This is a genomic window from Sorangium sp. So ce426 (genome assembly GCF_051475585.1).
GTDB lineage: Bacteria > Myxococcota_A > Polyangia > Polyangiales > Polyangiaceae > Sorangium > Sorangium cellulosum_B.
The window spans coordinates 3,680,680-3,707,500 of sequence record NZ_CP150341.1 but is presented as its reverse complement, the minus strand read 5'-3'; the positions used below and the strand labels follow the sequence as shown (position 1 = coordinate 3,707,500).

The window sequence follows — 26,821 nt, the reverse complement described above, 5'->3', positions numbered from 1 at the left end:
CGGGACGATCGAGATCGAGCCAGTGGCGCTCGGTGGCGACGCGCAGCTCTTCGTCGGTCACCGGGCCGGCGTTCGCCGCCTCCTCTTTCAGGCGGTGGAGCATGCGACGGGCGAGCACCAGGCTGATCTCGCGCCGCACGTCGGGGTCCTGTTCGAGGCCGCGGGCTCGTGCCTCGGCGGCCCAGAGCGCGTCGTGGACCGCAGCGTCCCGGGCCTGCGCAGGCGGGATCTGCTGCGCCGCCGCGATGCGCGCCACCGAGTCGACGGCGACGTCGCTCGCGCCCACGCGGGCCGCCACGTCGGGCGGCAGCGGCGCCGCCCCCCTCGCGGACGTCGATAGAACAGCCCAGGCCGCGCACGCGCACAGACATGCGACGGCCGCGATCGCTCGGCGCCCAGGGCTCACGCGTTACCCCCGCGGGGACGAAGGATCTCCGTGGACGCCTTGAGCGAGAGGCCGCCGATCACGAGGAGGTAGATCGCCTTGAAATCCTGGCGATCACCGAGCGCGTAAACCCCGAAGGCAAAGGAGAACGCTGCGGCGACGAGGAGCAGAACCGCGAACACATCGACTGCGCGGGACACGCCCATGAGTGTAACGCGATTTGGTGAGGAACCGGCGGGGATGCGGGGACACCAGGGAGCGGCGGCGGCCGGGAGGCCACGGCCGCGCCGCCGCTCACCGCAGCGTCATCGCGACCGCCCCCAGGACCGCAACGACGATCAGGACCACCAGGTGCCGAACGGCTCGGTGGGGGAGCCGCCGTCCGCCGCCCGTGTGCCGGCGGCCACGAGCCACCGCGACGCCGGACGCCGCCGTGATCAGCGCGACGGCGCAGGCCACCGCGACGGCCTGGGCCAGGAGGGCGCGCTCCGGGTCCCGGATGCGCCAGGCGAGCACGAGGATCGCGAGGCTCACGAGCGCTCCGAACGCGACGATCGCCGTCGCGAGCGGAGGGAGGTGGGCTCGGGCCTGCAGGAGCGGGGCGTCTGGCTCCGGCTCCGGCTGGCGCCGCACGTCCCAGCGATCGCGCCAGGAAAGCGCGAAGATGCCCCAGGCGATCGCGCCGATCGCCGCGCGGACCGGGTCGAGGCGCGAGGGCTGAAGGGAAGGAGAAGCCAGCAGCCAGGTCAGCGTGACCAGCGCGAGGAAGACGGAGATGCCGAGGTGCCGGGCGACCCGGCGGTGCGTGGCGGCGAGCAGCGGCGCAGCGACCCCGCACAGGAAGGCGAGCGTGGCGGCGATGCTGGCGACCACGGGCGCGCCACGACCGAAACCCGCGGGCGCGACCGTGATCATCCAGGCGACGACCGCGGCGAGCAACGCCTGCGGGGCGCGCCCGCCGCCCGGGCCCAGGTCGAAGCGCGCCGCCCCCGGCAGCGGCGCCTCCGGGGGGTCCGAGCCTGACGCCCCGTCGACCCCGCGCGTCAACGCGCCGCCGCGTCCGACGGAGGCCGCCGCGGTGGACTCCTCTTCGCGCGGAGCGCCGATCGAGATGGCGCCGGGGGCATCCGTGCTCATGAGCGAGCGCTAGGCCAGGTTTCTCAGGAGGTTGCCCACGGGCAGCACGTCCGGCGCTGGCGCACCCACGCCCGCCTCGTCGCCCGCGCTCCCCTCTTCCCGGGCGACCTCGAGCCCGAGCCGCTTCCAGAGGCCCGTGTCGAAGAGGTGGCTCGGGCGCACGTTGCCGAGGGCTGCGAGCATGTTCTGCCGCGTCCCGGGGTGGCGCGCGTCGAGATCCGCGAGGAGCTGGCTCACCGCCTTGCGCTGGAGGTTGTCCTGGGACCCGCACAGGTCGCAGGGGATGATCGGGAACCGCTCCTCCGCGGCGAACGCGGCGAGCTCGGCCTCGGCGCAGTAGATCAGCGGACGGATCACGATGTTGTGGCCGTCGTCGGAGATGAGCTTCGGCGGCATCGATTTCAGCTGCCCCGCGAAGATCAGGTTCAGGAGCAGCGTCGTCACGGCGTCGTCACGGTGGTGGCCGAGGGCGATCTTCGAGCAGCCGAGCTCGCGGGCGATGCGGTACAGGATGCCCCGGCGCAGGCGGGAGCAGAGGGAGCAGTACGTCTTGTTCTCGGGGATCTTCTCGGTGACGATCGAGTAGGTGTCCTCGGAGATCATCCGGAACTCGTGGCCGCCCGCCGCCATGTAGTCGGTGAGGAGGTGTCCCGGGTAGCCAGGGTGCCCCTGGTCGATGTTGACCGCGATCACGCTGAACCGGACCGGCGCGCGCCGCGCGAGGTCGACGAGCAGCGCGTGCATCGCGTAGCTGTCCTTGCCCCCCGAGACAGCACAGAGGATCCGATCGCCGTCGGCGATCATGTCGAAGTCGGTGATGGCGCGCCCCATGGCGCGCGCGAGCTTGCGGCGGAGTTGCACGGTTTAGCCGGTGAAGCCTTCGATGAGGCGGAGGAAGGTAAGCACGCCGTGGCCCGTCCCGCCCTTGGAGAAGATGCCGTACGGCTTGTTCGCCATGGATGGGCCAGCGATATCCACGTGCACCCAGGGGACGTCCCCCACGAACTCGCGCAGGAACAAGGCCGCGGTGATGGCCCCTCCCCAGCGGTCGGCCGTGTGCTTGATGTCGGCCCAGTCGCTCTTGAGGCCGTCGCGGAGCTCCTCGATGAGCGGGAGCTGCCACATCGACTCGCCCGCGGCCTTCGCGGCGCTCCGCAGGCGCTCCGCGAGCTCCTCGCGGTTCGAGAAGAAGCCGGACACGGTCGGCCCGAGGGCCACGACGCACGCGCCCGTGAGGGTCGCGTTGTCGACGATGAGGTCCGGCTTCAGCGCGCGCGCATAGGCGAGGCAGTCGGCGAGGACCAGGCGCCCCTCTGCGTCGGTGTTGATGATCTCCACCGTCCTGCCGTCCAGAGAGCCGAAGATGTCGCCGGGCCGGTATGCGGCGCCGTCGGGCATGTTCTCTGCCGCGCCGATGACGCCGTGCACCTCGACGTTCGGCTTGGCGGCCGCGACGGCGGCCATCAGCGCGATCACGTTCGCGGCGCCGCCCATGTCGCCCTTCATTTCTTCCATGCCCGGAGCTGGCTTGATGCAGATCCCGCCGCTGTCGAAGGTGAGCCCCTTGCCCACGAAGACGAGCTTCCGCTTCGGCTTCCCGGGAGGAGCGTAGACCATGTGGACCAGCCGGGGATCCCTCGCGCTCCCCTGCCCCACCGCCATGATGAGCTTCATGCCCCGCTTGGTGAGCGCGGCCTTGTCGAGCACCGTCACCTTGAGCCCGTGCTGCTTGCCCACGGCCACCGCGACACGCGCGAGCGCCTCCGGATAAACCTCGTTCGGCGGCTCGTTGACGAGGTCGCGCGCGACGCAGATCGCCTCGCCGACCTGCTGGCCGAGCGCGACGGCATCGCGCGCCGCCTTGCCCACCTTGCCCTCGATGACCACGGTGCCGCGGGAGAGCTGGACCTTGGGCAGACGATCGCCCGTGAAGTAGCGGGTGAACCGGTAGGCCCCGAGCACGAGCCCCTCCGCGGCGGCCCGCTCCCCGCGCTCGACGCCGGGAGGCACCACGACCGCGACGCTCTCGGCGCGCACCCCGTTCGCGAAGCGCGCCCCCTTCGCGGCGAGCAGCCTGCACTCGACGTCGGTGACCTTGCCCGACCCGAGCCCGATCAACAGCACCCGGCCGGGCTTCAACGCGCCGTTCGTCGCGAAATCGATGCTCTGATCCCTCTTCCCCGTGAAGTCGTCACGCTTGACCTGGTGAGTCACCGACTCGCCCAGCGCGGCCACGAGCCTCGCCAGCACGCCCTCACCCGTCGAAGCGCCTTCGGGCACGCCGATGACGACGACGTCGACGGCGATGCTCAGCGGGTCGGACGAGGCGAGGTTCACTTTGATCGGCATGCGGTCTCCTGAGCCCGGGATGTGGAGGGTGTCCAGCGCGGCATCTAAACACGAAGGGCTAACCCCGTCGACGTGCACGATGCCCGCAGGCGGTCGGCCCGAGGTGCGGGCGGGAGCGCGCTCCCGCTCCCAGGCGCGCGGCCCCGCACGGTTCTGCGCGGCTCCCGCACGGGCTTCGCGCTCGGCGGCCCGCCGTCGGAGCGCCTCGCGCGACGCTGCCCTCCGGACTGCGGGTCCGGGCCGGCCCGGCCCGAGCGCCGGATCGAGGGGCGTCAGCGCGCCGACCGGTAGATCTGGATCACGTCGGCGAGGAGCTGCAGCGCCTCGGCGCGAGGGCGCTGGAACGCGTTGCGCCCCATGATCGACCCGAAGGAGCCGCCCGCGGCCATCTCGCGCACCTCCTCCAGGACGGCGTCGGTCGCCTTGGACTCGCCGCCAGAGAAGATCACCACGCGCTTGCCGCCGAACGTCGCCTGCACGACGTGCCGGGTCCGGTCGGCGAGCGTCTGGATGGGAATCTTGTATTTCTCGTACATCTTTCTCGCCTCCTCCTGCTCGATATGAGCGGTCGGCGGCTTGACCTTGATGATGTGTGCGCCGAGCTGGGCCGCAATCGTCGCCGCATAGGCGCAGACATCGATGGCCGTCTCGCCCTGCTTCGACAGTCCGGCGCCGCGCGGATAGCTCCAGACGATGACGAGCAGGCCCCTGCGCCTGGCCTCGAGGGCGATCTCGCGAAGGTCCTCGTACATCCTGTTTCTCGCGCCGGACCCGGGGTAGATGGTGTAGCCGACGCCGACGCAGCCGAGGCGGAGCGCGTCCTCGACGGAGCCGGTCACCGCCGACACGGGCTGCTCCACCTTCGCCAGCGTGTCGCTGTTGTTCAGCTTCAGGATCAGGGGCACCTGCCCCGCGAACCTGGCCGCGCCCGCCTCCAGCGATCCGAGCGGCGCCGCGTAGGCGTTGCACCCGGCGTCGATCGCGAGCTGAAAGTGGTAATCGGGGTCGTAGGCCTCGGGGTTCGGAGCGAACGATCGCACCGGACCGTGCTCGAAGCCCTGGTCCACCGGCAGGATCACCATCTTTCCGGTGCCCGCGAGCGCGCCATGGTTGAGCAGCCGGACGAGGTTCGTCAGCGTGCCTGGGTTCTCGGATGCGTACCAGGAGAGGATCTGCTCTACACGCGCGGTGAGCGCCATGAATCACTCCGTCGAAGGTGCTGCTGCGCCAGGAAGCGCGTGGCCCGCCCGGGGCGTGAACCCGCCCCGTCATGCCCGCGGCGCCGTGTCAGGGCGCTCGGGCGAGCGGGCTCGGGCCGCATCTTCAGGACTTGGACGAACGTATCGAGCCCAACGCGCGGGCGGTCCAGCGCCCCGAGGATGTTGTACGAAGCCATCGGATACGCAATTCTCGAAACTGCGCCGGACCGCCCTCGGGGCCACAGCGGCCGACGCGAGCACGAGCACGTGGCGGGGCGGTAACGTCCTCGCCGCCAACGCGGAGGGATCATGTCGGACCAACGGGATCTGAGCTGGAAGCCGCCGGAGGCGCCGTCACGCATCGGGATCACGCTCGAGACATACATCCTCGAAGGAATGCTCGGGTTCCCCTCGGCGACAGGGGTGTTCACCTCCCTCCTGAACCAGCTCGGCCTGGTGGCGAAGCTCGTGACATCCAAGGTCCGGCGGGCCGGCCTCGCCAACGTCCTCGGATACACGGGACAGACCAACGTCCAGGGCGAGGTCGTGCAGAAGCTCGACGAGGTCGCCAACGAGACGCTGCTCAGCGTGCTCGGAAGGCGCGGGCACTGCGCGGCCGTGGTGAGCGAGGAGCTCGGGGAAATGAGGCTCCTCTCCACGGACCCACGAGCGAAGTACATCGTCGTCGTGGACCCGCTCGACGGCTCGTCCAACATCGACGTGAACATCTCGATCGGCACGATCTTCGGTGTGCTCCGGAAGAGCGACGCCAAGATGGGCGCCGATCCATCGGACTTCCTTCGCCCCGGCCGCGATCTGGTCGCGGCCGGCTACGTGCTCTACGGCTCGTCGACGCTGCTCGTCATCACGACCGGCCTCGGCGGCGTGCACGGCTTCACCTACGACCCGACCGTGGGAGAGTTCTTTCTCTCTCACGAGAACATCCGGATCCCCGAGCGCGGCTCGACGTACTCCATCAACGAAGGCCACAGCGCGCGATGGCCGGAGGAGGTGCGCCGCTGGAACGCGTGGATCAAGGAGGACAGCAAGCACGAGGGTCGGCCGTACGGCGCGCGCTACGTGGGATCGCTGGTCGCGGACGCGCACCGGACGCTGCTCAAGGGCGGCATCTTCGCCTACCCCGCCGATCGCAGCGGCCAGGGCAAGCTGCGGCTGCTCTACGAGGCGAACCCGTTCGCGTTCATCTTCGAGGCCGCGGGCGGAAAGGCGAGCACGGGGGCCGAGCGCATCCTGGACAGGGTCCCGAGGTCGCTCCACGAGCGCGTGCCGCTCGTCCTCGGCTCGCCCCGCGACGTCGAAGATTTCGAGCAGTTCGTGCGCGGCGAGCGCTGAGGCTGCGAGAGAAGGGCGCCGCCCTCACCGGGACGAGCCGCGGCGCGGGGGGCGACCCGCGGGTCAGACCCCCTGCGCGTCGGCTCCCCAGATCACCTTGTGGAGCTGGACCTGCACCCGGACGCGGAGGCCATCGTCGAGCACCCACTGGACGAGCTCCTTCGGCGACAGCTTGCCCCACACGCACGAGGCGAGCAGCGTCACGCCGCGCGCGTCGAGGCGCCGCTCGCGGATGGTGTCCCGCATCCACGCATAGTCCGCCCGATCGGCGAGCACGAACTTGATCTCGTCGCGCGGCGTGAGGTGATCCAGGTTCGACCAGCGGTTCCGGTGGGATTCCCCCGAGCCGGGCGCCTTCAGGTCCATGATCTTGTGCACGCGCGGATCGACGCGCGAGACGTCTGCCTCGCCGCTGGTCTCGACGAGGACCGTCCGGCCCGCGTCGCAGAGCTCCGCGAGGAGCGGGAACGACCCGGGCTGAAGGAGAGGCTCGCCCCCCGTGAGCTCGACGAGCGGCGTGCCGAGGGCGAGCGCGCGCTCGAGGACCTCGCCGCGGCGGAGCCGCTTGCCGCCGTAGAAGGCCTGCGTCGTGTCGCACCAGGCGCAGCGCAGGTTGCACCCGGTGAGCCGGACGAAGGTGCACGGCAGCCCGGCGAACGTCGATTCACCCTGCACGCTGGCGTAGATTTCGTGGACGACGAGGGTGTCTTCTTTCAAGGAAGCGACGCCTCCGAGGCGCCTCGGTCCGCCTCGGCGGCGCCACGCCGCCGGCGACCCGAGGTGGGGGCGGGAGCTTTGGCCGCGCCGAGCGCGCAACGCAAGCGGCGCGGGGCGCTCAGCTGGAGATGACGCTGACCTCGCCCGCCGCCACCGCCCGGAGGATGCCGTCGGCGCCGCGGACCAGCAGGTGCCCCTCCGGATCGATCCCCGCCGCGACGCCGACCACGCCGCCGACCTCGACGCGGCGGCCGCGCAGCCAGTCCATCCGGGCGAGATCCTCCGCGAAGGGCGCGAGCTCGCCCGCCTCGAACCTCGCCGCCGCGTCGCCGATCGCCTGGAGCAGCTCCGCGGCGAGGCGCTCGCGCGGGACGTCGTCGATCCCGAGCATCGCGAGCGACGTGGCCCGCGCCGACAGATCCGGCGGGAAGCTCGACGCATGGACGTTGAGCCCGACGCCGACGATCACGCTGCTCACCGACTCGCCGCGCAGCTGGGCCTCGACGAGGATCCCCGCCAGCTTGCGGCCCCCGGCGAGCACGTCGTTGGGCCACTTGAGCCGCACCTCGACGGCGGAGCCGCCGCCCGACGCGCCGCGGGACGGAAGAGGCGCGAGCCGCCGCTCGATGACGGACGCGACGGCGAGCCCCATGACGAGCGCGATGGGAGCCACGCGGCTCGCCGGCAGGCTCGGGCGCAACACAGCCGACAGGTAGAGGTTCTCGCCGGGCGGGGAGTGCCAGGAGCGCCCGCCGCGCCCCCGACCCTGGGTCTGCGCGTCGGCCAGGAACGCAGCCCCGTGCGGCGCGCCGGCTGCGGCCGCGCTCCGCGCGTCGTCGTTCGTCGACGCGGTCTCGGCCGCCACGGCGAGCGGCCGCCCGAACGACGCGCCCAGCCGCGAGAGCTCGCGCTCTATCGCCGCCCCGTCGAGCCGCCTCACAGCGAGAGATCCAGCGCGATGTCGGCAGCGCGCGCCGAATGCGTCAGCGCCCCGACGCTGATGACGTCGATGCCCGCCGCGACGAGCTCGGGGATGCGCTCCAGGGTGATGCCGCCGGAGACCTCGAGGAGAGGCCGGCCGTGCTGCGCCGACCGCACGCGCGCGGACGCGGCCTTGACGTCGGCCAGCGTGAAGTTGTCGAGCATGATGATGTCGGCGCCGGCGGCCAGCGCCTGATCGAGCTCCTGCAGCGAGGCCACCTCGACCTCGACCTTCGTCGTGTGCGGGGCGCGCGCCCGCGCGCGGGCGATGGCGGTCGCGATGCCGCCCGCCGCGACGATGTGGTTGTCCTTGATGAGCACGGCGCTCCCGAGGCTGTCGCGGTGGTTGTGCGCGCCGCCCACGCGCACCGCGTAGCGCTCCAGCCCGCGGAGACCGGGCGTCGTCTTGCGGGTGTCGGTGATGCGCACGCTCGACCCAGCCGGGATCGCCTCGGCGTAGCGGCGCGCCTCGGAGGCGACGCCGCTCATCCGCTGCGCGAGGTTGAGCGCGGTGCGCTCCGCGCTGAGGAGCGAGCGCGCGCGGCCACGCACCGTCCACAGCACCGCGCCGGCGCCGACGGCGGTGCCGTCCGCGACGAGCACCTCGCCCTCCACCTGCCGATCCAGGCGCTGAAAGACGCGCAGGAACACGTCGCCCCCGCACGCGACGAGCGGCTTGCGCGCGACCGCCTTCGCGGTCGCGCGCGCGGAGGCCTCGACACAGGCCTCGGTGGTGAGATCGCCTCCCGCGAGGTCTTCTTCCAGAGAGCGATCGATCAGGGCATCGAGCAACGGCGCAGCCAGCACGGGCATCTCCTCGGCGCCGCTCCCACGCGGCGCTCCCAGGTATACTCGGTCCCGCACGCGCGCATCAGCGCTGTCGCGCCCACACGAGCCGCGACGACGCGACGCGTCATCGCGCATCCCTGGGGTGGCACGTGCGCCCTGGAGCGTGCGACCTCAGCCGTATGGGCGCCCTGGACGGGACGCGGGCGGACATGGAGGGGGCTCGCTGCGCCGAAAAGCAGGGCGGATCGCGATCATCGCGACGCTGTGTCGCACAAATGGGGCTGACGTTCGTCTACCAGCCTGTGAGACTCTCCGAGCAACTCCAGCGCCCTCAACGGAGATCGATGCGTCCGCAGGCAGGCCAGGTCATCAACAACAAGTACCGACTCGTGCGCCTCATCGGCGATGGCGGCATGGGGAGCGTCTACGAAGCCCGCCACGAGGTGCTGGGGACGACGGTCGCCCTCAAGTTTCTCCACCCCGAGCTGTCCCGCCGCTCCGGCCTGGTGCAGCGCTTCCTCCAGGAGGCGCGCGTCTCCGCGCAGATCCAGAGCGCGCACGTGGTTCGCGTCAGCGACGTCGACCAGACGGCGTCCGGCCTGGCGTTCATCGTGATGGAGTACCTGGAGGGGAAGACGCTCCAGACCCTGTACGAGGAGCTCTACCGGGCAGGCATCCGTCTCGGGTACCCCGACGCGCTCGAGTACACGATGCAGATGCTGGAGGGCGTCGAGGCCGCCCATCGCGCGGGCGTCGTCCACCGGGACCTCAAGCCGGACAACGTGATCATCACGAAGTCCGCCAAGGGAGAGCCGCTCATCAAGCTGCTCGACTTCGGCATCGCCAAGCTGAAGGTCACGGGGGAGCTCGATCGCGGGTTGACGCGCCCCGGCGTGATCATGGGCACCCCCGAGTACATGGCGCCGGAGCAGGCCTACTCCGCGGACTCCGTGGACGCGCGCGCCGACATCTTCTCGCTGGGCGTCATCGTCTTCGAGATGCTGGCCGGTCGCCGGCCGGTCGGCGGCGATGAGCCCCAGCAGATCGCGGGAGCGTACCTTTCGGGCCAGATCTCGCGGCTCTCCGACCTGGCGCCGGAGCTCGCGCCCGGCCTCTGCGCGGCCGTCCACCGCGCCATGGCGGCCTCGCCGCCGGATCGCTTCGCGACCACCGCCGAGTTCCGCAGCGCCCTGGAGCCGTTCGCCCGAGCCGCCCGCGCCCCGTCGGCGCTCACCCCCGCGCCGTCCGAGGTCAGCCTGGCGCGGTCGTCCGGGGCCGCCCTGGCGGCAGCCCTCGCGGCGCCCGGGATGCTCACGCCTTCCGCGGCGGCGCCCGCGACCAACGCGATGGGGGACGGTCGCGCCAGCTCCGTTCCCAAGACGATTCCGCCGGAGGACGGCGGCGCGCAGCACGCGTCCAGCGGCCCCCCGGGCGGCCTCGGGCCCTCGACCCCCATGGGCGGCTTTTCCTCGGATGCCCGAGGGCCCTCGGCGTCAGCGCCAGGGTTCACGCCGAGGCCGGAGCCCTCCTCGGGCCCGTATTTCGCCCAAGGGGGCTATCCCCAGCAAGGTGGGTATCCCCAGATCGCGCAGCCGGCGACCGTGAGCGCTGCCCCCTACGCTCTCCCCCAGGGGGTGCCCGCCACGAGCCACGAGCCGGGACCCTTCGATGTGGCGCCGCGCCCGGGAGGGACGGCGGTCGGAGGCGCGCCGTTCATGGACAGGAGCGCGGCCCCGGGCGGCGGATTCAACGGCGGCCCAGCGCCCGGGTATGGCGGCGCATATGGCGGCGGCGCGCAGGGCTACATCCCTGGGACGGCGCCGATGGATCCGCTGCCGAGGATCTCGCAGAGCGCCTCGGCGCACGGCGCGCAGCGGCCCGCGCGAGGCGGGACGTCGCTGTTCGCCATCCTGCTGCTCGCCACGGGGATCACGGGGGCCGTCGTCGGTGGTCTGTACATCGCCAACGAGCTGGGCCGGAAGGAGCAGGCCGACGCGGGGCCGGCCCTGCTGCCGACCCTCCAGCCGGCCAACACGGTGCCTTCGGATCCCAGCCCGCCCGCGACGACGCCCCCCGCCGTGACGCCCCCGGCGGTGACGCCACCTCCCGTCGAGCCGCCCGTGGTCGCCAAGCCGCAGCCCCGGCCGACCACGACGGCAAAGCCGCCGGCGACGCCGAGCACGACGGCGCCGACCACGACGGCGCCGACCACACGCCCCAGCGGGACGACGATCATCCCCCAGCTTCCCTGGGTCATCCCGTCGACGCTGCCGCCATTCCCGTTCCCCGCGCCGACCAGCGCGCAGCCGCCGGCCAACCCCCAGCCGAACACGACGAGCCCGCCGACGACGCCGACGACGAGCCCCCCCGACACGCCGCCGGACAGGCCTCGACGGCGCGTGATCATCGTACCCAACAACTGACGCGCCGGGCGCGTACGGTAGGTAGGATGCGATCTCGATGAGCAACCAGAATAGCGGTCCGCCGCCGGGATGGCCTGCGCCCCCGAGCGGCATGTACGGCCCTGGCAAGACCGTGCCCGGCGAGCCTCCGCTCGCAGGGCCCAACTCGCCGCAGGGCGCCTTCCCCGTGCCGCCCGGCACCGCGCCGCACGATCCGAACGCCGCTGGCGCAGCCGTCCCGCGGACCCTCGTCGAAGGCGGGACCAACAGCGCGCCTCCCGGGGGCCCGTACGGCGCTCCCGCTGGCCCGTACGGCGCGCCGCCAGCGGGTGCACCGGGCCCGTACGGGCCCGGTGCGACAGCGAATTACGGCGGACCACCTGGAGCAGGAGGCGCTTACGGGCAGCCGCCCCAGCCTCCCAGCCCGTACGGCGGCTCGCCGTTCGGGGCCCCAGGTGGCCCCGGGGCCGCCGGAGCGCCGGGGTTTCACGCCGGAGGCGCTCCCCAGCTGCCGGGCAGCGGCGCGCTGTACCCGGCGCCGATCCCCGCGCGTCCTCGCGCGAAGAGCTCCGGCGCGACGCTCGCGCTGATCGGCATCGGCGCGTTCGTGGTCATCGGCGGGCTGACGACCGCCTTCTTCGTGATGCGCAGCCGAGGATCGTCCGAAGATGCCGCAGCGTTGACGCCCATCGAGGCGCCCCCGGCGCCTGCGTCGGTCGCCGGCGATCCTGCGCCTCCCCCGCCGACGGCCGCCACACCCGCGGCGACCGCGCCGGAGCCGCCCGCGCCTGCCCCCGTGGCAGCCCCGAAGCCGACGGCGCAAGCACAACCCAAGCCGACGGCGACGGCCCCTGCGCCTACCGCCACGGGGACGACCCCCGCGCCTACCGCCACGGGGACGACCCCCGCGCCCACGGCCACGTCGACGACCCCCGCGCCTACCGCCACAGGGACGACCCCTGCGCCGACCCCTTCTACGTCCTCGACGGGCCGTCGAAGGATCGTCCTGCCAGGCAGCCGCTGAGCCCTCCTGCACCGCGCCCTGTGCTGCTGGCAGCGGCGCGGCGGGTCCGTTCCATGCCTAGGTTCCCCCAGCCCGCTTGACAGGGCGGTCACGGTGATCAGGTTCCGATGCCATGAGCAAATCCGGGATCGCCGCAGTGCTTTCGTTCCTTATTCCGGGCGTTGGGCAGCTCTACAACGGCGCGTTCCTGCGCTGCATTTTCTGGCTGATCATCACCCCCGGCCTGTGGATCGGCTCGGGCGGCTGGCTCGGCTGGATCTGCCACCTGATCTCCGCCTACACCGCGTACCAGTACGCGAAGCGCGCCGGCGGCTGAGCCGCGCTCCCCGGGACGGCGCGCCGGTTCGCGCGGCGCGCCCGCTCACGTAGCCTTCGCGAAGATCCGCTTCAGCACCTCGCCCGTCGCCGTCGGCTGACGCGCCACCTCGCGCGGGGTGCCCTCCGCCACGATGCGCCCGCCGCCGGCGCCGCCCTCCGGGCCGAGCTCCACCACGTGATCCGCGCACGCGATGACCGCCGGGTGGTGCTCGATGATCACCAGCGTGTCGCCGCGCTCGACGAGGCGATCGAGCACGCGGACCAGGCGCGTCACGTCCGCCAGATGCAAGCCGGTCGTGGGCTCGTCGAGCACATAGAGCGTGGGCTTCGGCCGCGCGCCGGCCGTCAGCTCCGCCGCGAGCTTGAGCCGCTGCGCTTCGCCGCCCGAGAGCGTGTGCGACCCCTGGCCGATGTGGAGATAACCGACGCCGAGATCGCACATCGTCGAGAGCGGGGCGCGGATCTTCGGGTGGGCCGCGAAGACCTCGACAGCCTCCTCCGCGGTGAGGTCCAGGAGCTCGCCGACGGACAGACCGAGGTAGCGCACGTCGAGCGTCGCCGGCTCGAAGCGCGCGCCGCCGCACGCCTCGCAAGGCGTGGTCACGTCCGGCAAGAACGACATCTCGTGCGCGATGACGCCCTGACCCTCGCACGCGGGGCACCGCCCGCCGGAGGCCGTGTTGAAGGAGAACCGCGCAGGGCCGTAGCCGCGCACCTGCGCGTCGGGGCAGGCGGCGTAGAGCTTGCGGACCTCGTCCCAGACGCCCAGGAACGTCGCGGGGATCGAGCGCGGCGTCCGCCCGATGGGCGACTGATCGACGGCCACCGCCCGCAGGATGCTCTTCGGCAGCCGCAGCGCCTTGTGCGGGCCCGGCTCGGGCGCCTCCAGCTCCAGCGCGCGGCGCGCGGCGGGGTAGAGCACCTTCTGGATCAGCGTGCTCTTCCCCGAGCCGGACACGCCGGCGACCACCGTCATCCGGCCCGCGGGGATCCGGAGCGTGTCCCCCTGGAGGTTGTGCGCGCGGGCGCCGAGGAGCTCGATGTGCTCGCGCGCGGGGGGGCGCGCCGGGCGCGCGCTGAGCAGCGCATCCTCGCCGGCGAGCGCCCGGGCGGTCGGCGAGTCGGGGTTCGCGAGCACCGCGCGCGACGGCCCCGCCGCGACGATCCGGCCGCCTTTGCGCCCGCCCGAGGGGCCGAGGTCGATCAGGTGATCCGCCGCGCGGATCGTGTCGGCGTCGTGCTCCACCATGAGAACGGTGCTGCCCATCCCGGCGAGCCGCCGGAGGTTGCCGAGCAGCCGGTCGGTGTCGCGCGGGTGCAGGCCGATGGTCGGCTCGTCGAGGACGTACAGCGCCCCGGTGAGGCCGCTGCCGAGCTGCGCCGCGAGCCGCAGGCGCTGCATCTCGCCGCCCGAGAGGGTGGCCGCGCGCCGATCGAGCGTGAGGTAGCCGAGGCCCACCTCGCAGACGAAGTCGAGCCGGCGGCAGAGCTCCTTGTGCGGCGCCTCGGCGATCAGCGCGCGGTCGCCCGTGAACCGTAGCCCCCTCGCCCACGCGGCCGCGGCCGCGACCGACCGGCCGGACGCCTGGTGGTAGCGCTCTCCCGCGAGCCGGACCGCCCGCGGGATCGGCGCGAGGCGCGAGCCGCCGCAGGCCTCGCACGGGTCGGGCGTCGCGAGCGCGTCGTCGTCGAAGTCCGAGGCGCCCGTCCCCTCGCAGGACGCACACCGGCCCTGCTTCGTGTTGAAGGAGAACCAGCGGGGATCGAGCTCCGGGACACCGACGCCGCAGCGCGGGCAGGTGCGCGTGGTCGAGAGCAGCTGCTCGCCGCCGCGGCCGCCGGCGAGCTTGACCGCCCCCCGCCCGAACGCGAGGGCGCGATCGAAGAGGGCGCGATCCAGGCCGTCCATGCGCCCCTCGTACATCACGAGGTCGATCGAGTGCTCGCGGCGCTTGTCGAGGCGAGGAGGACTGTCGGTCGCGCACGGCTCGCCGTCGGCGAGCGCGCGGGTGATGCCGGCCCGGGCGGCGGCGGTGAACACGTCGAGGTACGTCCCCTTGCGCGCCACGACGGCGGGGGCGAGGAGCGTCCGCGCGCCGCGCGTCGAGACGAGCGAGCGGTAGACGTCGTCCGGCGAGCGCGCCTCGATCGGCACGTCGCAGTCCGGGCAGCGCGCCTCGCCGACCTTGGCGTAGAGCAGCCGCAGGTAGTGCGCGATCTCGGTCACGGTCGCGACGGTCGAGTTGGCGCCGGAGCGCGTGGTGCGCTGCTCGAGCGCGATCGAGGGGGGGACGCCGGTGACGCGATCGACGTCCGGCCGCGGCAGCGTGGGGAGGAACTGGCGCGCGTAGGGGGTCAGCGTCTCGAGGAAGCGCCGCTGGCCCTCGGCGAAGACCACGTCGAACGCGAGCGTGCTCTTGCCAGAGCCGCTCGGGCCGGTGACGACGACGATCTCGCCGTGCGGGATCACGGTCGAGACCTCGGCGAGGTTGTGCTCGCGGGCGCCCTCGACCTCGATCCGACCCCGGTCGAGCGACGCGCGCGCGGCGGCGCCGCCGCGCTTGCCGGGCTTCGGGGCGGCGGGGGCCGCCGCCGCAGCGCGCCGCGGGCGCCGAGCGCCGCCGTCGCCCCGCTGCGCGAACCACTCGGCCAGCGAGACGCCGGTCCGCGTCGCCGTCCGGGCCACCTCCTCGGGCGTCCCCTCGGCGACGACGCTCCCGCCCTCGCTGCCCGCGCCCGGGCCGAGATCGACGACCCAGTCCGCCGCGGCGATGACGTCGAGGTCGTGATCGACGACGATCACGGAGGCGCCCTCGGTCACGAGCACGGAGAGCGCGGCGTTGAGGTGCGTCACCTCCTCGGGGTGAAGGCCGGCGCTCGGCTCGTCGAGCAGGAAGAGCGCGCCCGCGCAGGGCTCGCCGAGCGCGCGCGCGATCTTCAGCCGCTGCGCCTCACCGCCGGAGAGCGTCGAGAGCGGCTGCCCGAGCGTGAGGTAACCGAGGCCGAGCTGCTTGAGCGGCGCGAGCGCCCGCCGGATCGCGGGCTGCCCAACGAAGACCTCGAACGCCTCGTCGATCGAGAGGTCGAGCACGTCGGCGACCGAGCGGCCGTCGAGCTTCACCTCGAGCACCTCGTCGCGGAACCGCTTGCCCTTGCAGGTGGGGCAGGTCAGCGACACGTCGGCGAGGAACTGCATCTCGATCGTCTCGCTCCCCTCGCCCGCGCACGCCTCGCAGCGCCCGAGCGCGACGTTGAACGAGAAGTGGCCCGGCCCGAGATCCCGCGCCGACGCCTCAGGCTGCTCGGCGAAGAGCGCGCGGATGCGGTTCCATGCGCCGGTGTAGGTCGCAGGGTTGCCCCGCGAGGTGCGCCCCAGCGGCGCCTGGTCGACGAGCGTGACGGTGCGGATGTCGGCCGTGCCCTCGATGCGCCTGTACAGGCCGGGCGCCTCGACGTCCTTGTAGCCGCGCGCCCTCGCGATGTGCCGGTAGAGCACGTCGTTCACCAGCGTGCTCTTGCCCGAGCCGCTCGGCCCCGTGATCGCCACGACGACGCCGAGCGGCACGTCGACCGTGACGTCGCGGAGGTTGTTCTCGCGCGCGCCGTGGATCGCGATCTTCCCGCTCGGCGCCCGGCGCTCCGCGCGCGCCGGCGCCAGCGGGCCGCGCGCGGCGAGCCCGTCGGGCGGGCCGTCGAAGGTGACGCGCCCGCCCTGCTTGCCCGCGCCGGGGCCCAGCTCGACGACGCGATCGCTCGCCCGGATGACGAGGGGCTCGTGCTCGATGACGAGCACGGCGTTGCCGCGATCGGCGAGCTCGCGCATGGCCGCGATGAGCGGCGGGATGTCCGTCGGGTGCAGGCCGACCGTCGGCTCGTCGAGCACGAAGAGCGCGCCCGTCAGCGACGTGCCGAGCGCCGCGGTGAGCGCGACGCGCTGCGCCTCGCCGCCCGAGAGCGTGCGCGCCTGGCGGGCGAGCGAGAGGTAGCCCAGCCCGACCCGCTCGAGGTACCCGAGCCGCGCGATGAGCTCGCGGCGCGCCATCTCCCCCTGGCCCGTCTGGGGGCGCTCGGCCTCGAGGCGCGCGCGGGCGTCGCGGAGCTCGAGCTCGTGCCACGCGGCGAGATCCAGGCCGCCGACGCGGTAGAGGAGCGACTCGGGGGCGAGCCGCTTGCCGTTGCACGCGCCGCACACGTCGTAGGTGCGGTAACGCGCGAGCAGCACGCGGACGTGCATCTTGTAGGTGCGCGTCTCGAGCCAGCGGAACCAGGCCTTCACGCCGGGGTACTTCCCCTGGGTCCACGAGCCCTCGCCCTCGAGCACGAGCGCGCGCTGCGCGTCGGAGAGGTCGCGCCACGGCTTGTCGGTGCGGATGCCTTTCCGCTCGCAGAACGCGCGGAGCAGCTTCCGCTCCCACGTCGTCGAGCGGCCGTTCCAGGGCCGGATCGCGCCGCCTGCGATCGACTTCGAGGGGTCCGGGATCACCTTGTCGTAGTCGATGCCGAGGGTGCGGCCGAAGCCGCGGCACGAGGGGCACGCGCCGGTGGGGGACTGGTACGAGAACAGCCCGGGGCGCGGCGGGTCGAAGGCGCGCGCGCACGAGGGGCAGGCGAGCCCGCGCACGAGCCGGAGCCGCGTGGGCCCCGCCCCCTGGCCGCCCTGCTCGTCGGCCTTGCGCTGCAGGTGGAGCGAGGCGTCGCCCCCGCTGCCCTTCCACGCCTCCTCGATGGCGGCGCCGAGGCGCCGGCGCTCCCGGGGGGCGACCCGGACGCGATCGACGATGACCTCGACCTTGTCCGCGCCGCTCATCGCCTCGGACGGCGCCACGGTGTCGATGTCGCGCGCCTCGCCGCGGACGAGGAGGCGCCGGTAGCCGGCGGCGAGCAGCGACTCGCGCACGTCGAGGAACCGCTCGGTCCCGGCGACCGCGATCGGGTACGTGACGAGCGCGGTCGCCCCCTCGTGCGCGCTCGCGGCGAGGTCGGCCGCGCGCGCCGGGTCGGTCCGCGCGGCCGGCGCCTCGCAGGACGGGCAGACAGGCACCGCCTCGCGCGCGAAGAGCGCGCAGAAATACGGCTCGAGGTCGGCCATCGTGGCGACGGTCGATCGCGAGCTCTTGACCGGCGCGCGTCGGTCGACGGCGACGCCGGCCGCCACCGGCTCGAGCGCGTCGATCGGCGGCCGCTCGAGCCGCTCGAGGAACTGGCGAGCGTAGGGGCTGAAGCTCTCGACGAACCGGCGCTGTCCCTCGGAATAGAGCGTGTCGAGCGCGAGCGACGATTTGCCAGCGCCCGAGACGCCGGCGATGGCCACGAGCTCGCCGGACCGGAAGTCGAGGTCGATGCCCTGGAGGTTGTGCGTGCGGGCGCCGCGGAGACAGATCGAGTGCATAGGACGCGCGGTAGGGTGAACCCGCGGGGACGCCGTCCGGAGTGGACACGGCCGCGTGAAAACCGCGAGTGTTTAGCCCTCTTTCAGCCCATCGTCGCGAACGATCGTACGTGGGCGGCGTGCCGACCCAGCGTGCTGCGGCATTGCGTTCCGCGTCGTCGAATTATCACGGTCCGTGGCGACGGGTGCGCACGACGCTCGGGCGACCCGACAAGCCGAGCGCGGGGGGCGCGCCCGGCAGGCGCGGCGTCTGGCCCGAGCGGCCCCATCGTGCCCTCCCGAACGGGACGATCGAGCCGAGGCGCACCGAGAAGAAGCCGTCCTCGAACGTGATCGAGTGGACCTCGCTCCACAGGGGCGTCGAAGGGTCGCGCTCGTCGTAAGGGGCGAACACGACATCGAGCTCCTCGTCACGGCAAGCTCCCGTCGGCTCCGATGAGCCCTCCTCGCATCCGCACCTTGGGTGAGGTCGACGTCCCCTGGTTCTGCGTCGGCTGCCCGAGCGTGAACACCATGCGGTAGCGCGAGCTCCTCGCGACCTCGCCAGCGGTCACCGTCTCGGTCACCCCGACGCGCCTGGGAGTCTGCCCGCTGCCGCCGTGCCCGCCGCCACCGTGCCCATCGCCGCCCTGCCCGCCGCCGCCCTGCCCGCCGCCGCTCCACCCCCCATCGCCGTCCACGGTGCCGCCGTCCGCGGCGACGCCGCAGCTGCAGCTGCACCCGGGGAAGAGCGCAGAGCTCACCACGATCGCCCCGAGCCAGGCCGAAAAGCGCAGTCCGCGATTCACTGAGTCCTCCAGACCGACGGCAGGTCGAGCGAAAGGACCATTGGATGAGCGGCGGCGATCGGCGTCAAGCGAGGACGCCGGCGCCGCAGCGGGACGCGCCGCGCGAGCGGCGCGCAGCAGCGGCGCCGTGCGGGCGCGGCCCCGTGAAGCGGTGTGGACAGGCGGCGGCGCGCGCGCTATGCGGCCGCGTGAGCCGCGCTGGCAAAGAGAAGGAGCGAGAGGGGGAGAAGCTCATCGTGCGCAACAAGCGCGCGACGTTCGACTACACCCTCGACGATCGGTTCGAGGCAGGGTTGGTGCTGCTCGGCAGCGAGGTGAAGATGCTCCGCGACGGCGCGGCCGAGCTCACCGACAGCTGGTGCGCCATCGAGAACGGGGAGGCGTTCCTGAAGGGGGTCAACATCCCCGTGATGCCCGGCGCCGCCTTCGGGCACGAGGCGAAGCGCCCGCGCAAGCTGCTGCTGCACGAGAGCGAGATCGAGGCGATCCGCAAGAGCGTGGAGCGGGAGGGCATGACCGTGATCGCGACCCGCCTCTACTTCAAGAACGGGCGCGTGAAGGCCGAGATCGCCCTCGCGAAGGGGAAGAAGACCGTCGACAAGCGCGAGAGCCTGAAAGAGAAGGACGCCACCCGCGAAGCCCGCGCGGCGATGGAGCGGGCCCGCGGCGGCGCCGCCCGCGCGCGGAGCGCCGGGCTGCGGAGGCCGGAATGACGTCGCACCTCACCTGGTCCAAGGGCGGCGAGGCAGAGCTCGTCGAGATCGACGGAGATCGCGTGCGGCTCCACTCGACCGCCTCCTCGGCGCCCGGAGCGCGCGTGGAGGGCTCGCTGCAAGCGACGGGGACGGCGATCCGGGTGAAGGTCGCCCGGTGCCGCCTGCGCACACCCACCGAGCCCAGCGACGCGGCGCCCGGTGAGCGCACCTACGAGCTCGAAGGCCGGCTCATCGATGCGACGCGCGAGGTCCGCGCCGAGCTGGCGCGGCTCGTCGTCGGCGAACGCACGGGCTGAGCCACGACGATCCGTCCAGCAGCGAACGCCCAGGCTGTTCTGCAGCGGCAGCGCGGCGCGGCTCGTCCGGCGGCGGGTGTTGCGATGGCTCAGCGCGACCCATACGCTGGCTTTCTATGAAAATTACGTCGCGCCCTCGTGTAATTCTGCGCCGCTGCTCGACGTATGACGTTGCGAAGATCCGCGGCATCGTGCGCAGCGGTCTCGAAGAGCTCTCGCTGCGCCCGCACGGCCGGACGCTCATCAAGCCCAACGTCGTCGCGTCGGGCGCGCACTTTCCGCACGCGTACACGCGGCCCGAGTTCGTCGAGGGGGTGATCGGCGCGCTCAAGGATCGCGACGACGGGCGCGTGCGAGAGCTCGCCGTCGGGGAGCGGTGCGGCATCACGCTCCCGACCCGCATGACGTACGAGAGCGCCGGCTATTACCCGATGTTCCGCCGGACCGGGGTCAAGCACTACCACTTCGAGGAAGAGCAGCAGGTCGAGATCCCGCTCACGCACGAGGGCCGCCTGCGCGACTACGTGTTCACGCCGGAGCCCGTCGCGAAGGCCGACTTCTTCGTGAACTGCCCCAAGTTCAAGTCGCACCCCTGGACCACCGTGACCTTCTCGATGAAGAACTACATCGGGATCCAGGACGATCGGCACAGGCTCATCGATCACGATCACCGGCTGAACGAGAAGGTCGCCGATCTCCAGTACATCGTGCAGCCGCAGTTCATCGCGATCGACGCCATCACCGCGGGCGAGGGGCGGATGCTCACGCCCTCGCCGTTCGACCTGGGCCTCATCATCATGGGGAACAACCAGGTCGCGTTCGACTCGGTCTGCTGCCAGATCATCGGCGTCGATCCGAGGAGCGTCGAGCACATCCGCCTGGCGTCGGAGCGCGGCTTCGGCCCGATGGACCTCGGCGAGATCGAGATCACGGGGGACGTGACGCTCGAGGAGGCGAAGCACAAGGCCAAGGGGTTCAAGGTGGGCCTCGTCCGCGTCGAGAAGTACTTCGAGGGCACGAACATCACGGCCTACGCGGGCTCGCCGCCCGAGCCCGAGCGCACCGACTACTGCTGGGGCGGCTGTCCAGGGGCCATCGAGGAGGCGATCGAGATCCTGCGCGAGTACGACAAGGAGTGCGACGCGAAGATGCCGCGGATGCACGTCGTGTTCGGCGCCTACGAGGGCCCCATCGACGCAAAGCCGGGCGAGAAGGTGATCTTCATCGGCGACTGCGCGACGTACAAAGGGAAGATCGGCGATCAGCTGGTCAGCATCGAGAGCCTGTACCGGGAGCGGAGCGCGCGGGACCCCTACACCGCGAAGCACGATGACGTCCTCGCGAAGATGGTGAAGGTGACGACCAAGCTCGCGATGGCCCGGAACGAGACCACCCTCCGGCTCGAGGGCTGCCCCGTGAGCGTGGCGGAGCAGGTGCTCACGCTGGTCACGCTGGGCAAGACGAAGAACCCGTACTTCGCCCCCGACCAGCTGCTCGACTTCAACAAGGCGTACGTCGCCTGGCGCGGGGCTTCGCTCGCGAAGCGGATCGCCGGCAAGCCCTACCAGGTCCACGGTGCCTGCCCGCGCGGCGACGCGGCGCCCGAGCTCCCGTCCGAGCCGCCTAGCTCGCAGGCCGCAGAGTGAGATCGAAGAGGACGTCGAGCTCGTCCCGCACCTTGAAGGCGCCGAGCGGCCCCTTGACCTCGCGCACGCCGAGCGCGGCCATCGACAGCTGACAGGTGCCCGTCACCCCGATCGCGCCGTCGCCGCGATCGCGCGAGGAGAGCCGCGCCACCAGCGAGGCGCTCCCCGAGGCGACCTGGACGCGCACCTCGGCGCGGTCACGCGTGGCCCCCGAGGCGCGCACCGCCACGATCTCGGTCCCCGCGAGCACCTCGCCGCGCAGGCGCCGCTCGATGTCGCCGCGATCTGCCGCGGAGAGCACGTCGGGATCGACGCGATCGCCGCGCAGGACACCCGCGACGGAGAGCTTGGCCACGGGGACCTCGAGCTCGGCGGTCCATGACTCGCCGTCGAGCCGCGCCCGACCGCGCAGCTCGGACGCCGTGATCTCGAGGTCGTGCGCCAGGCGCGCGAGCATCCCTACGGCTCGGGTGTGGATCGTCAGGCGGGACGCGTTCGGATCGAGGTGCAGCTCGCTCATCGGATGGAGCTCCTTTTCATCATCATGCAAGGGCGCGCCGGTCAGCGACGCTTGGAGCGGCGGGGGCCGTCGGGCACGAGCACGTAACGGCTCGACGACGGCTCGGGCTGCCGGAGGAGCTCGGCTCGGAGCAGCGCCTCCGCGAGCCGCGCCTCGATGACCTCGTCCGTGACGCCTGGCTCGAGGGTCACCACCGCGGCCTGGATGTCGCGCGCCAGGGCGTCGAACTCCGCGCTGTCGAAGGCGTAGATGTCGTCGGGGAACAGGAGCGCGAGCGGCTTCCGCTCCACGGCCGTGTTCGTCAGCGCCGCCAGGTCGCTCTCGACGATGAGCATGACGCGAGCCCGCAGGCACATCCCCCTGCAGCGCGTCGCCAGCGCCTCGGACGAGCCGACGAGCAGGACCGATCGAGGCGCGTTGACCGCCTTGGTGGCCTCGTCGTCCCCGTGCTCCTGAGTCATTCCCCGAAGAGTACGTGAACGAGCGGATGAAGCCATCCCTCTTGCGCCGCTCACGCCATCGTCGTGAACGTCAAGCAGCCGGTCGGGGCAAGGCGAGCCGAGCCGCCGCGGTCCGGCCCGGCCCACACACGATTCCCTCACTATTCCCTCACTATTCCCTGCAGCGAGCCGCCGCGGCGAGCGCGAGCACGAGGGCGCTCGACGCGAGCAGGGCGGCGCTCGCGGGCTGCCCGAGCCCGAGCGGCGAAGGGCCGCCGAGGAGGTTGACGGCGTTGCCCCGGGGCAACAGTGCGCCGATCACCCCGGCAGAGCCACCGAGCAGGAGATCGGCCGCGAGCGGCACGAAGCGGCCGAGGCCGCGCCGGAAAAAGGTCGCACCGAGCGAGAACCAGCCAGCGTAGGCGGCTCCGGTGAGCGCGCCGATCCACCCGCTGACGAGCATGTCTCGGACGAACGGCGCAGCGCCGGGACGATGAGCGACGGCGACGACGACGACGGCGAGCAGCGCTCCCACGAGGGCGGAAGCGAGGGCCGTGGCCAGGGCGATGCCGAGCGCGACATGGTGGGACGAGGCGCCGAAGCGGGCCGCCGGCCAGGCCGCGTCGCGCAGCGTGGTGCGATCGGCGGCGTCGGCGGCGAGGGCGAAGATCGTGAGCGGCGTGGCGAGGCGGAACGTGGAGAGCAGCGCCCGGTCCACGGCCCCGGAAGACCCGAACGCGATCTCGATGACCGCGGCCGCGAGCGCGAGCGCGGCGCCGAGCCCGAACGAAAGCAGCGGACGCCGCGCGCGGAGGCGGCTCAGGGTCATCTCCATCCCGAGGCGGACGCCCGTCAGCGCGCGCCCGCCCGGCTCGGCCTCCCCTTCCGCGGGAGGAACCGGCCGCGCTGCGGCGCTCGATGCGCTCTCACCCACCATCGTGGCGTCCTGTCTCCGTGGCGTGCGGTGAACCGTCGGCCCCCGGCGGGTCGGCCCCCATACGTCCGCCGGCAGCGGCATCGCCGTGCGCCGGCAGCGGCACACCAGCGGGCGCTGCCGGGCCGAGCGGCGCCGGCGCGTCGAACGCCGCCACCGCAAACGGCCCCTCGGGCGCGCCCGGCAGCGGGGCAGCGCCCTCGATCGCGGGTGCGCCGAAGGGCCGGCTCGAGCGAGCGGCGGCGAGGTGCAGCGCGGTCGCCGCCCGCACGTCGTGCATCGACGGGGGCGGCGAGGAGATCGCGAGGAGCGTGACGTCCTCCCTCGCGGCCGCATCCAGGATCGCGAGCGCTGCCGCCTCCCTGTCCGCGGCCCGGATCCGCAGCGTCGACGACGCCTCCGCCGGCCCCTGCTCCCACGCGCCCGCGCGCACGGCGGGAGCGCTCGCGAGCGCCGCGGCGAGCGCGCGAGCGCCGGGCGCGCCGGGCGCCCGCTCGTGCACGAGCACGTGGATCTCGACCTCGGGCCGCCCCGCGCCCGGCGGGTCCGCGCCCGGGGCAGCGGCGAGGCGCTCGCCGGCGCCGGGCTCCGTCCGCGCGATGACGCCGCGATCGAGCACGTGGATGCGGTCGGCGAGGGCGCTCGCGTCGACGGTCGAGGACGTGACGAGCACGACGCAGGCGGAAGCTGCAGCGAGGGCGCGCAGGCGCTCTCGGACCGGCTCCGGAGACGGCACGGCGACGTCGGCGAACGGCTCGACGAGGCAGAGCAGGAGCGGCCGCGGCACCCCGAGGGCGAGCGACAGCTCGACCGCCCTGGCCTCGGAGAAGCTCAGCGAGGCCGCGCGGCGGGTGAGGAGCGGCGCGAGGCCGAGCGGCTCGAGGAGCGCCGCGGCGCCGCTCGCGGGCGCGCCGCGGGCCCGGAGCGCGACCGACATGCACGACGCCACCGACGCGCCGTCGGGCAGCTCCGGGGCGGCGGCCAGGACGCCGATCCGCGCCCGCGTCGCCGCGCTCCGGCGCGGGTCGCGCCCCGCCACGAGGGCGCGGCCGGCGAGGGGGGCCGCGCGCCCTGCGAGCACCTCCGCGAGGGCGAGCGTCCCGTCCTCCGGGGCGCCGAGCACCGCGTGCACGCCCGGGCCGAGCGCCAAGGACAGGCCCGAGAGGCCCCCTCGAGGGCGCCCCTCTTCGCCGGCGCCGTCGCGCGCGCGCACGCCCTCGAGCACCACGACAGGAGCGCCCGGGCTCATCCTGAAGGGCCTCCCGCCGAGCGGGCCGCGAAGGAGAGGAACGCGCCGAGCGCTCCCGGGATCGACCACCTCGAGTCGCCGGCGAGATCGGCGAGCCCCCAGGGGACGAGGGTCAGCACCAGGAACAGGGCGCGCCCTCGCGCCCCGGCGACGCGGCCGCTCGCCGAGGCGAGGCCGCCGAGCGTCACACCGGAGACGACGCCGAACAGGGCGAGCGCGGCGCCGTACGCGAGGTGCCGGAGGCCGAGCAGCAGCGAGCCGGAGAGGAGCGCCGCGAGCACCGAGAGCGCGGCCAGCGGGAGCGCGACGACGCGCCCGACCTCGAGCATCGCGGCGAGGCTGCGCACGCCGTGGAGCGAGGCCCGCGAGATCCCCCGCGCGGCGGCGAGCGCCTCGATGCCGTCGCGGCGGTCGGCCCCGGGGCGATCGTGCGCCGCGGCGAGGGCGATCGGGCCGGCGGCCGCCCACGCGAGCCCGCGCGCCGCGGAGCCGAGCAGCGCCTCCAGCGAGGTCGTCCCGTCGTCCAGCCGGAGCACGAGCGCCATGACGCCGCACCCCAGCGAGACGAGCGCCGCCATGGTGAGGCCGAGCCGCCCGCCGCGCGCGCCGCGGAGCCGCGCGCAGCCGAGCGCGACGGCCGCGCGCAGCGAGCGGCGCGCGGCCGCGCGCCGCCGCGCGGGATCGTCCGGACGCTTGCTCGTCGCGTCGCGCGGTTCGGGGTCGTGCGGGCGGGTCATCGGAGGGAGCGTGCGGACGGCGCAGCGGCGACGCGCGCTGCTAGCGCTGCCCTTCCAGGCGCCCGGGCGCAAGGCGAATGTGCCACGGGCCGGAGCGCGCCGCCGGAATGTGGTGCCGCCGCGCGCCAGCGCCACCCGTCGCGACGCCGAGGGGCCTCAGTCGTACGAGAGCCCGCGGCGGCCCTTGTGCTTGCGCTTGCGCTCCTTGTCGGCGACGCCGATCTTGCCCCACTCGTAGGTGATTCGACGGCGGAAGGCGCCCAGCGCGTCGCCGCCGTACAGGAAGAGCTCGCGCGGCGAGTCCGCCTCGCCGATCGTGGGCTCCCAGAGATCCGACGGGACGAACGTGAGCAGCGCCGGCGCGCTCATGCGCATCCGGGCGATGAGGAGCCCGCACGTCGTCCCGTCGCCCGGGCGCGACCGCTTCGCGCGCTTGGCGCGGCTACGCGGCACCCCGTTCACCCCGGCCGGCCGCGCGCAGCCGCCGCCGAGCACGAGCTCCTCGTTGCCCCGCGGGTGCCAGGTCCACATGCGCTCCACGCTGAACGCCCCCTCGGCCGACCCCGCCCGGGGCGCGTTGCGCACCTCCTCCGGCGCGAGCGCCGCGAGCTGCGCCGCGGCGCGCGCGTCGACGAGCGGCTCCAGCCGGAGCGGGCGATCGCGCGTCACCTCGAGCACCACCTCGAAGCTGTTCACCTCGCCGGCACAGCAGCGGACGCCGACCTCGGGGCGGCGCGTGTCCGGCTTGGCGCCGCGCCCGTGGGCGCATCGCCCCACGAGCTCGCCCGTCGGGCCGTTGCCTCCGCGCAGGGTGACGAGCCCCGGCTTGCCGCTGCCCCGCTGCCACTGGCTCGAGGTCCAGGTCCATACGCCGCCATGGAGATCGTGCACCCCGAATGCGCTCACGCACCCGGCGTTCACCCCGTTGGGCGTCAGGACCCGGCTCTGCCCGGTCGCGCAGAGCGGCGCCTTGTACGTGTCGCCGTACTCGTACGTTGTGTTGTCCGGCCCCTTGCAGGCCCGCTCGATCTCGAGCTCCGTGCAGAGGCGCTTGCCCTGCGCCTCGCACAGCGCGCGCGCCTCGTCCTGCGCGATGTTCGTGGTCGGGATCGCGCCGACCTCGTTGGGGTACGAGAAGATGTCGATGTAGAAGCCGTGCATCACGACCTGCGCGCCCGCCATCTCCTCGTCGGCGATGCGCGGCAGCCGGTCCGGCGGCGTGCCCGCGATGAGCACGCCCTTCGGGATCCACGCCATGCCGGGGCGCGGCTCCGGCTCGGTCTGGCTCACGTCCCAGGGCGGGGCGGCGTCGAGATCGGCGTCCGTGCCCGACGGGGCGCCGCCGCGATCGCAGCCGGGAGAGGCCGCGAGGAGGCCGGCGAGCGAGGCGGCGGCGGCGAGGGCCTTCCCCCCCGGCGCGCGGACGGAGCGATGCTCGCCGAGGCCCACGGG

25 protein-coding genes (1 of these 25 cut by a window edge) are annotated in these 26,821 nt (G+C 73.3%); 6 read left to right on the top strand and 19 right to left on the bottom strand.

Features of this window, described 5'->3' with window-relative positions:
• From WMF44_RS14025 to WMF44_RS14000, 6 genes are all read right to left on the bottom strand, one after another.
• Positions 1-286, bottom strand: the beginning of a protein-coding gene (locus WMF44_RS14025) for a foldase protein PrsA (protein ID WP_437299621.1). 578 nt of this gene lie to the left of the window's left edge; the window shows 286 of its 864 coding nt (coding positions 1-286); it begins with the start codon at positions 284-286; its stop codon lies off the left edge, out of view.
• A gap of 116 nt (positions 287-402) precedes the next feature.
• Entirely contained in the window at positions 403-585 is a 183-nt protein-coding gene (locus WMF44_RS14020) for a hypothetical protein (RefSeq protein ID WP_437299620.1), read from the bottom strand.
• A 94-nt stretch (positions 586-679) separates the two neighbouring features.
• Positions 680-1,522, bottom strand: a complete 843-nt coding sequence (locus tag WMF44_RS14015; protein ID WP_437299619.1) for a hypothetical protein — start codon at positions 1,520-1,522, stop codon at positions 680-682.
• A 9-nt stretch (positions 1,523-1,531) separates the two neighbouring features.
• Positions 1,532-2,383: a tRNA 2-thiocytidine(32) synthetase TtcA gene (gene ttcA / locus WMF44_RS14010; protein ID WP_437299618.1), complete on the bottom strand. Its 852-nt coding sequence runs from the start codon at positions 2,381-2,383 to the stop codon at positions 1,532-1,534.
• Between the two features lie 3 nt (positions 2,384-2,386).
• Positions 2,387-3,871, bottom strand: coding sequence for a leucyl aminopeptidase (locus WMF44_RS14005; RefSeq protein WP_437299617.1), 1,485 nt, complete (start codon positions 3,869-3,871; stop codon positions 2,387-2,389).
• A 272-nt stretch (positions 3,872-4,143) separates the two neighbouring features.
• A complete protein-coding gene (locus tag WMF44_RS14000) occupies positions 4,144-5,070 on the bottom strand; it encodes a class I fructose-bisphosphate aldolase (protein ID WP_437299616.1) in 927 nt (308 codons plus the stop codon).
• A gap of 309 nt (positions 5,071-5,379) precedes the next feature.
• On the opposite strand from WMF44_RS14000, the gene fbp reads away from it, so the two are divergent.
• The gene (gene fbp / locus WMF44_RS13995; protein WP_437299615.1) at positions 5,380-6,423 is read left to right on the top strand and encodes a class 1 fructose-bisphosphatase; all 1,044 of its coding nucleotides are present in this window, start codon (positions 5,380-5,382) and stop codon (positions 6,421-6,423) included.
• Positions 6,424-6,486: 63 nt separating this feature from the next.
• Here fbp and WMF44_RS13990 read toward each other — a convergent pair whose 3' ends face one another.
• The 3 genes from WMF44_RS13990 to nadC all read right to left on the bottom strand — a co-directional run bounded on the left by WMF44_RS13990 (position 6,487) and on the right by nadC (position 8,928).
• Entirely contained in the window at positions 6,487-7,140 is a 654-nt protein-coding gene (locus tag WMF44_RS13990; RefSeq protein ID WP_437299614.1) for a radical SAM protein, read from the bottom strand.
• Positions 7,141-7,258: 118 nt separating this feature from the next.
• Positions 7,259-8,080, bottom strand: a complete 822-nt coding sequence (locus WMF44_RS13985; RefSeq protein WP_437299613.1) for a biotin--[acetyl-CoA-carboxylase] ligase — start codon at positions 8,078-8,080, stop codon at positions 7,259-7,261.
• Positions 8,077-8,928, bottom strand: coding sequence for a carboxylating nicotinate-nucleotide diphosphorylase (gene nadC, locus WMF44_RS13980; RefSeq protein WP_437301562.1), 852 nt, complete (start codon positions 8,926-8,928; stop codon positions 8,077-8,079). Before nadC ends, WMF44_RS13985 begins: the two co-directional genes overlap by 4 nt.
• Positions 8,929-9,254: 326 nt before the next feature.
• Between nadC and WMF44_RS13975 the strand changes: the two genes are divergently transcribed.
• Positions 9,255-11,333 (top strand): protein kinase domain-containing protein, encoded by a 2,079-nt coding sequence (locus WMF44_RS13975; protein WP_437299612.1) that lies wholly within the window; start codon positions 9,255-9,257, stop codon positions 11,331-11,333.
• 465 nt (positions 11,334-11,798) lie between these two features.
• Here WMF44_RS13975 and WMF44_RS13970 read toward each other — a convergent pair whose 3' ends face one another.
• Positions 11,799-12,260 (bottom strand): hypothetical protein, encoded by a 462-nt coding sequence (locus tag WMF44_RS13970; RefSeq protein WP_437299611.1) that lies wholly within the window; start codon positions 12,258-12,260, stop codon positions 11,799-11,801.
• A 188-nt stretch (positions 12,261-12,448) separates the two neighbouring features.
• Here WMF44_RS13970 and WMF44_RS13965 point away from each other — a divergent pair, with 188 nt between their 5' ends.
• On the top strand, positions 12,449-12,652 hold the full coding sequence (locus tag WMF44_RS13965; protein ID WP_437299610.1) for a hypothetical protein: 204 nt from the start codon (positions 12,449-12,451) through the stop codon (positions 12,650-12,652).
• A gap of 45 nt (positions 12,653-12,697) precedes the next feature.
• Here WMF44_RS13965 and uvrA read toward each other — a convergent pair whose 3' ends face one another.
• From uvrA to WMF44_RS13950, 3 genes are all read right to left on the bottom strand, one after another.
• Positions 12,698-18,043 (bottom strand): excinuclease ABC subunit UvrA, encoded by a 5,346-nt coding sequence (gene uvrA, locus WMF44_RS13960; protein ID WP_437299609.1) that lies wholly within the window; start codon positions 18,041-18,043, stop codon positions 12,698-12,700.
• 166 nt (positions 18,044-18,209) lie between these two features.
• On the bottom strand, positions 18,210-18,437 hold the full coding sequence (locus WMF44_RS13955; RefSeq protein ID WP_437299608.1) for a hypothetical protein: 228 nt from the start codon (positions 18,435-18,437) through the stop codon (positions 18,210-18,212).
• Positions 18,438-18,453: 16 nt separating this feature from the next.
• Positions 18,454-18,831, bottom strand: a complete 378-nt coding sequence (locus WMF44_RS13950; RefSeq protein ID WP_437299607.1) for a hypothetical protein — start codon at positions 18,829-18,831, stop codon at positions 18,454-18,456.
• Between the two features lie 188 nt (positions 18,832-19,019).
• Here WMF44_RS13950 and smpB point away from each other — a divergent pair, with 188 nt between their 5' ends.
• From smpB to WMF44_RS13935, 3 genes are all read left to right on the top strand, one after another.
• Positions 19,020-19,544 carry an SsrA-binding protein SmpB gene (gene smpB, locus WMF44_RS13945; RefSeq protein ID WP_044968393.1) on the top strand — a complete coding sequence of 175 codons (525 nt, stop codon included), beginning with the start codon at positions 19,020-19,022 and terminating at the stop codon, positions 19,542-19,544.
• Positions 19,541-19,843, top strand: a complete 303-nt coding sequence (locus WMF44_RS13940; RefSeq protein WP_437299606.1) for a hypothetical protein — start codon at positions 19,541-19,543, stop codon at positions 19,841-19,843. Before smpB ends, WMF44_RS13940 begins: the two co-directional genes overlap by 4 nt.
• Positions 19,844-20,034: 191 nt before the next feature.
• Positions 20,035-21,489: a DUF362 domain-containing protein gene (locus WMF44_RS13935; RefSeq protein ID WP_437299605.1), complete on the top strand. Its 1,455-nt coding sequence runs from the start codon at positions 20,035-20,037 to the stop codon at positions 21,487-21,489.
• Here the strand turns inward: WMF44_RS13935 and WMF44_RS13930 are convergent.
• The 6 genes from WMF44_RS13930 to WMF44_RS13905 form a co-directional block, all read right to left on the bottom strand.
• Positions 21,467-22,009, bottom strand: a complete 543-nt coding sequence (locus WMF44_RS13930; RefSeq protein ID WP_437299604.1) for a hypothetical protein — start codon at positions 22,007-22,009, stop codon at positions 21,467-21,469. The genes WMF44_RS13935 and WMF44_RS13930 overlap by 23 nt on opposite strands.
• A gap of 41 nt (positions 22,010-22,050) precedes the next feature.
• On the bottom strand, positions 22,051-22,470 hold the full coding sequence (locus WMF44_RS13925; RefSeq protein WP_157906649.1) for a hypothetical protein: 420 nt from the start codon (positions 22,468-22,470) through the stop codon (positions 22,051-22,053).
• 151 nt (positions 22,471-22,621) lie between these two features.
• Positions 22,622-23,386 carry a hypothetical protein gene (locus WMF44_RS13920; RefSeq protein ID WP_437299603.1) on the bottom strand — a complete coding sequence of 255 codons (765 nt, stop codon included), beginning with the start codon at positions 23,384-23,386 and terminating at the stop codon, positions 22,622-22,624.
• Positions 23,376-24,632 (bottom strand): ABC transporter ATP-binding protein, encoded by a 1,257-nt coding sequence (locus tag WMF44_RS13915; RefSeq protein ID WP_437299602.1) that lies wholly within the window; start codon positions 24,630-24,632, stop codon positions 23,376-23,378. Before WMF44_RS13915 ends, WMF44_RS13920 begins: the two co-directional genes overlap by 11 nt.
• Positions 24,629-25,369, bottom strand: a complete 741-nt coding sequence (locus WMF44_RS13910) for a hypothetical protein (RefSeq protein ID WP_437299601.1) — start codon at positions 25,367-25,369, stop codon at positions 24,629-24,631. Before WMF44_RS13910 ends, WMF44_RS13915 begins: the two co-directional genes overlap by 4 nt.
• A gap of 156 nt (positions 25,370-25,525) precedes the next feature.
• Positions 25,526-26,818, bottom strand: coding sequence for a formylglycine-generating enzyme family protein (locus WMF44_RS13905; protein ID WP_437299600.1), 1,293 nt, complete (start codon positions 26,816-26,818; stop codon positions 25,526-25,528).
• Between the last annotated feature and the right edge of the window lie 3 nt (positions 26,819-26,821).

Coding starts and splice junctions, on each gene's coding strand:
- WMF44_RS13965 (WP_437299610.1), top strand. CDS start 12,449: ATGAGCAAATCCGGGATCGCCGCAGTGCTTTCGTTCCTTATTCCGGGC.
- WMF44_RS13975 (WP_437299612.1), top strand. CDS start 9,255: ATGCGTCCGCAGGCAGGCCAGGTCATCAACAACAAGTACCGACTCGTG.
- WMF44_RS14005 (WP_437299617.1), bottom strand. CDS start 3,871: ATGCCGATCAAAGTGAACCTCGCCTCGTCCGACCCGCTGAGCATCGCC.
- WMF44_RS13925 (WP_157906649.1), bottom strand. CDS start 22,470: ATGACTCAGGAGCACGGGGACGACGAGGCCACCAAGGCGGTCAACGCG.
- fbp (WP_437299615.1), top strand. CDS start 5,380: ATGTCGGACCAACGGGATCTGAGCTGGAAGCCGCCGGAGGCGCCGTCA.
- WMF44_RS13920 (WP_437299603.1), bottom strand. CDS start 23,386: ATGGTGGGTGAGAGCGCATCGAGCGCCGCAGCGCGGCCGGTTCCTCCC.
- WMF44_RS13940 (WP_437299606.1), top strand. CDS start 19,541: ATGACGTCGCACCTCACCTGGTCCAAGGGCGGCGAGGCAGAGCTCGTC.
- WMF44_RS13910 (WP_437299601.1), bottom strand. CDS start 25,369: ATGACCCGCCCGCACGACCCCGAACCGCGCGACGCGACGAGCAAGCGT.
- uvrA (WP_437299609.1), bottom strand. CDS start 18,043: ATGCACTCGATCTGTCTCCGCGGCGCCCGCACGCACAACCTCCAGGGC.
- WMF44_RS14000 (WP_437299616.1), bottom strand. CDS start 5,070: ATGGCGCTCACCGCGCGTGTAGAGCAGATCCTCTCCTGGTACGCATCC.
- WMF44_RS13930 (WP_437299604.1), bottom strand. CDS start 22,009: ATGAGCGAGCTGCACCTCGATCCGAACGCGTCCCGCCTGACGATCCAC.
- WMF44_RS13915 (WP_437299602.1), bottom strand. CDS start 24,632: ATGAGCCCGGGCGCTCCTGTCGTGGTGCTCGAGGGCGTGCGCGCGCGC.
- WMF44_RS14015 (WP_437299619.1), bottom strand. CDS start 1,522: ATGAGCACGGATGCCCCCGGCGCCATCTCGATCGGCGCTCCGCGCGAA.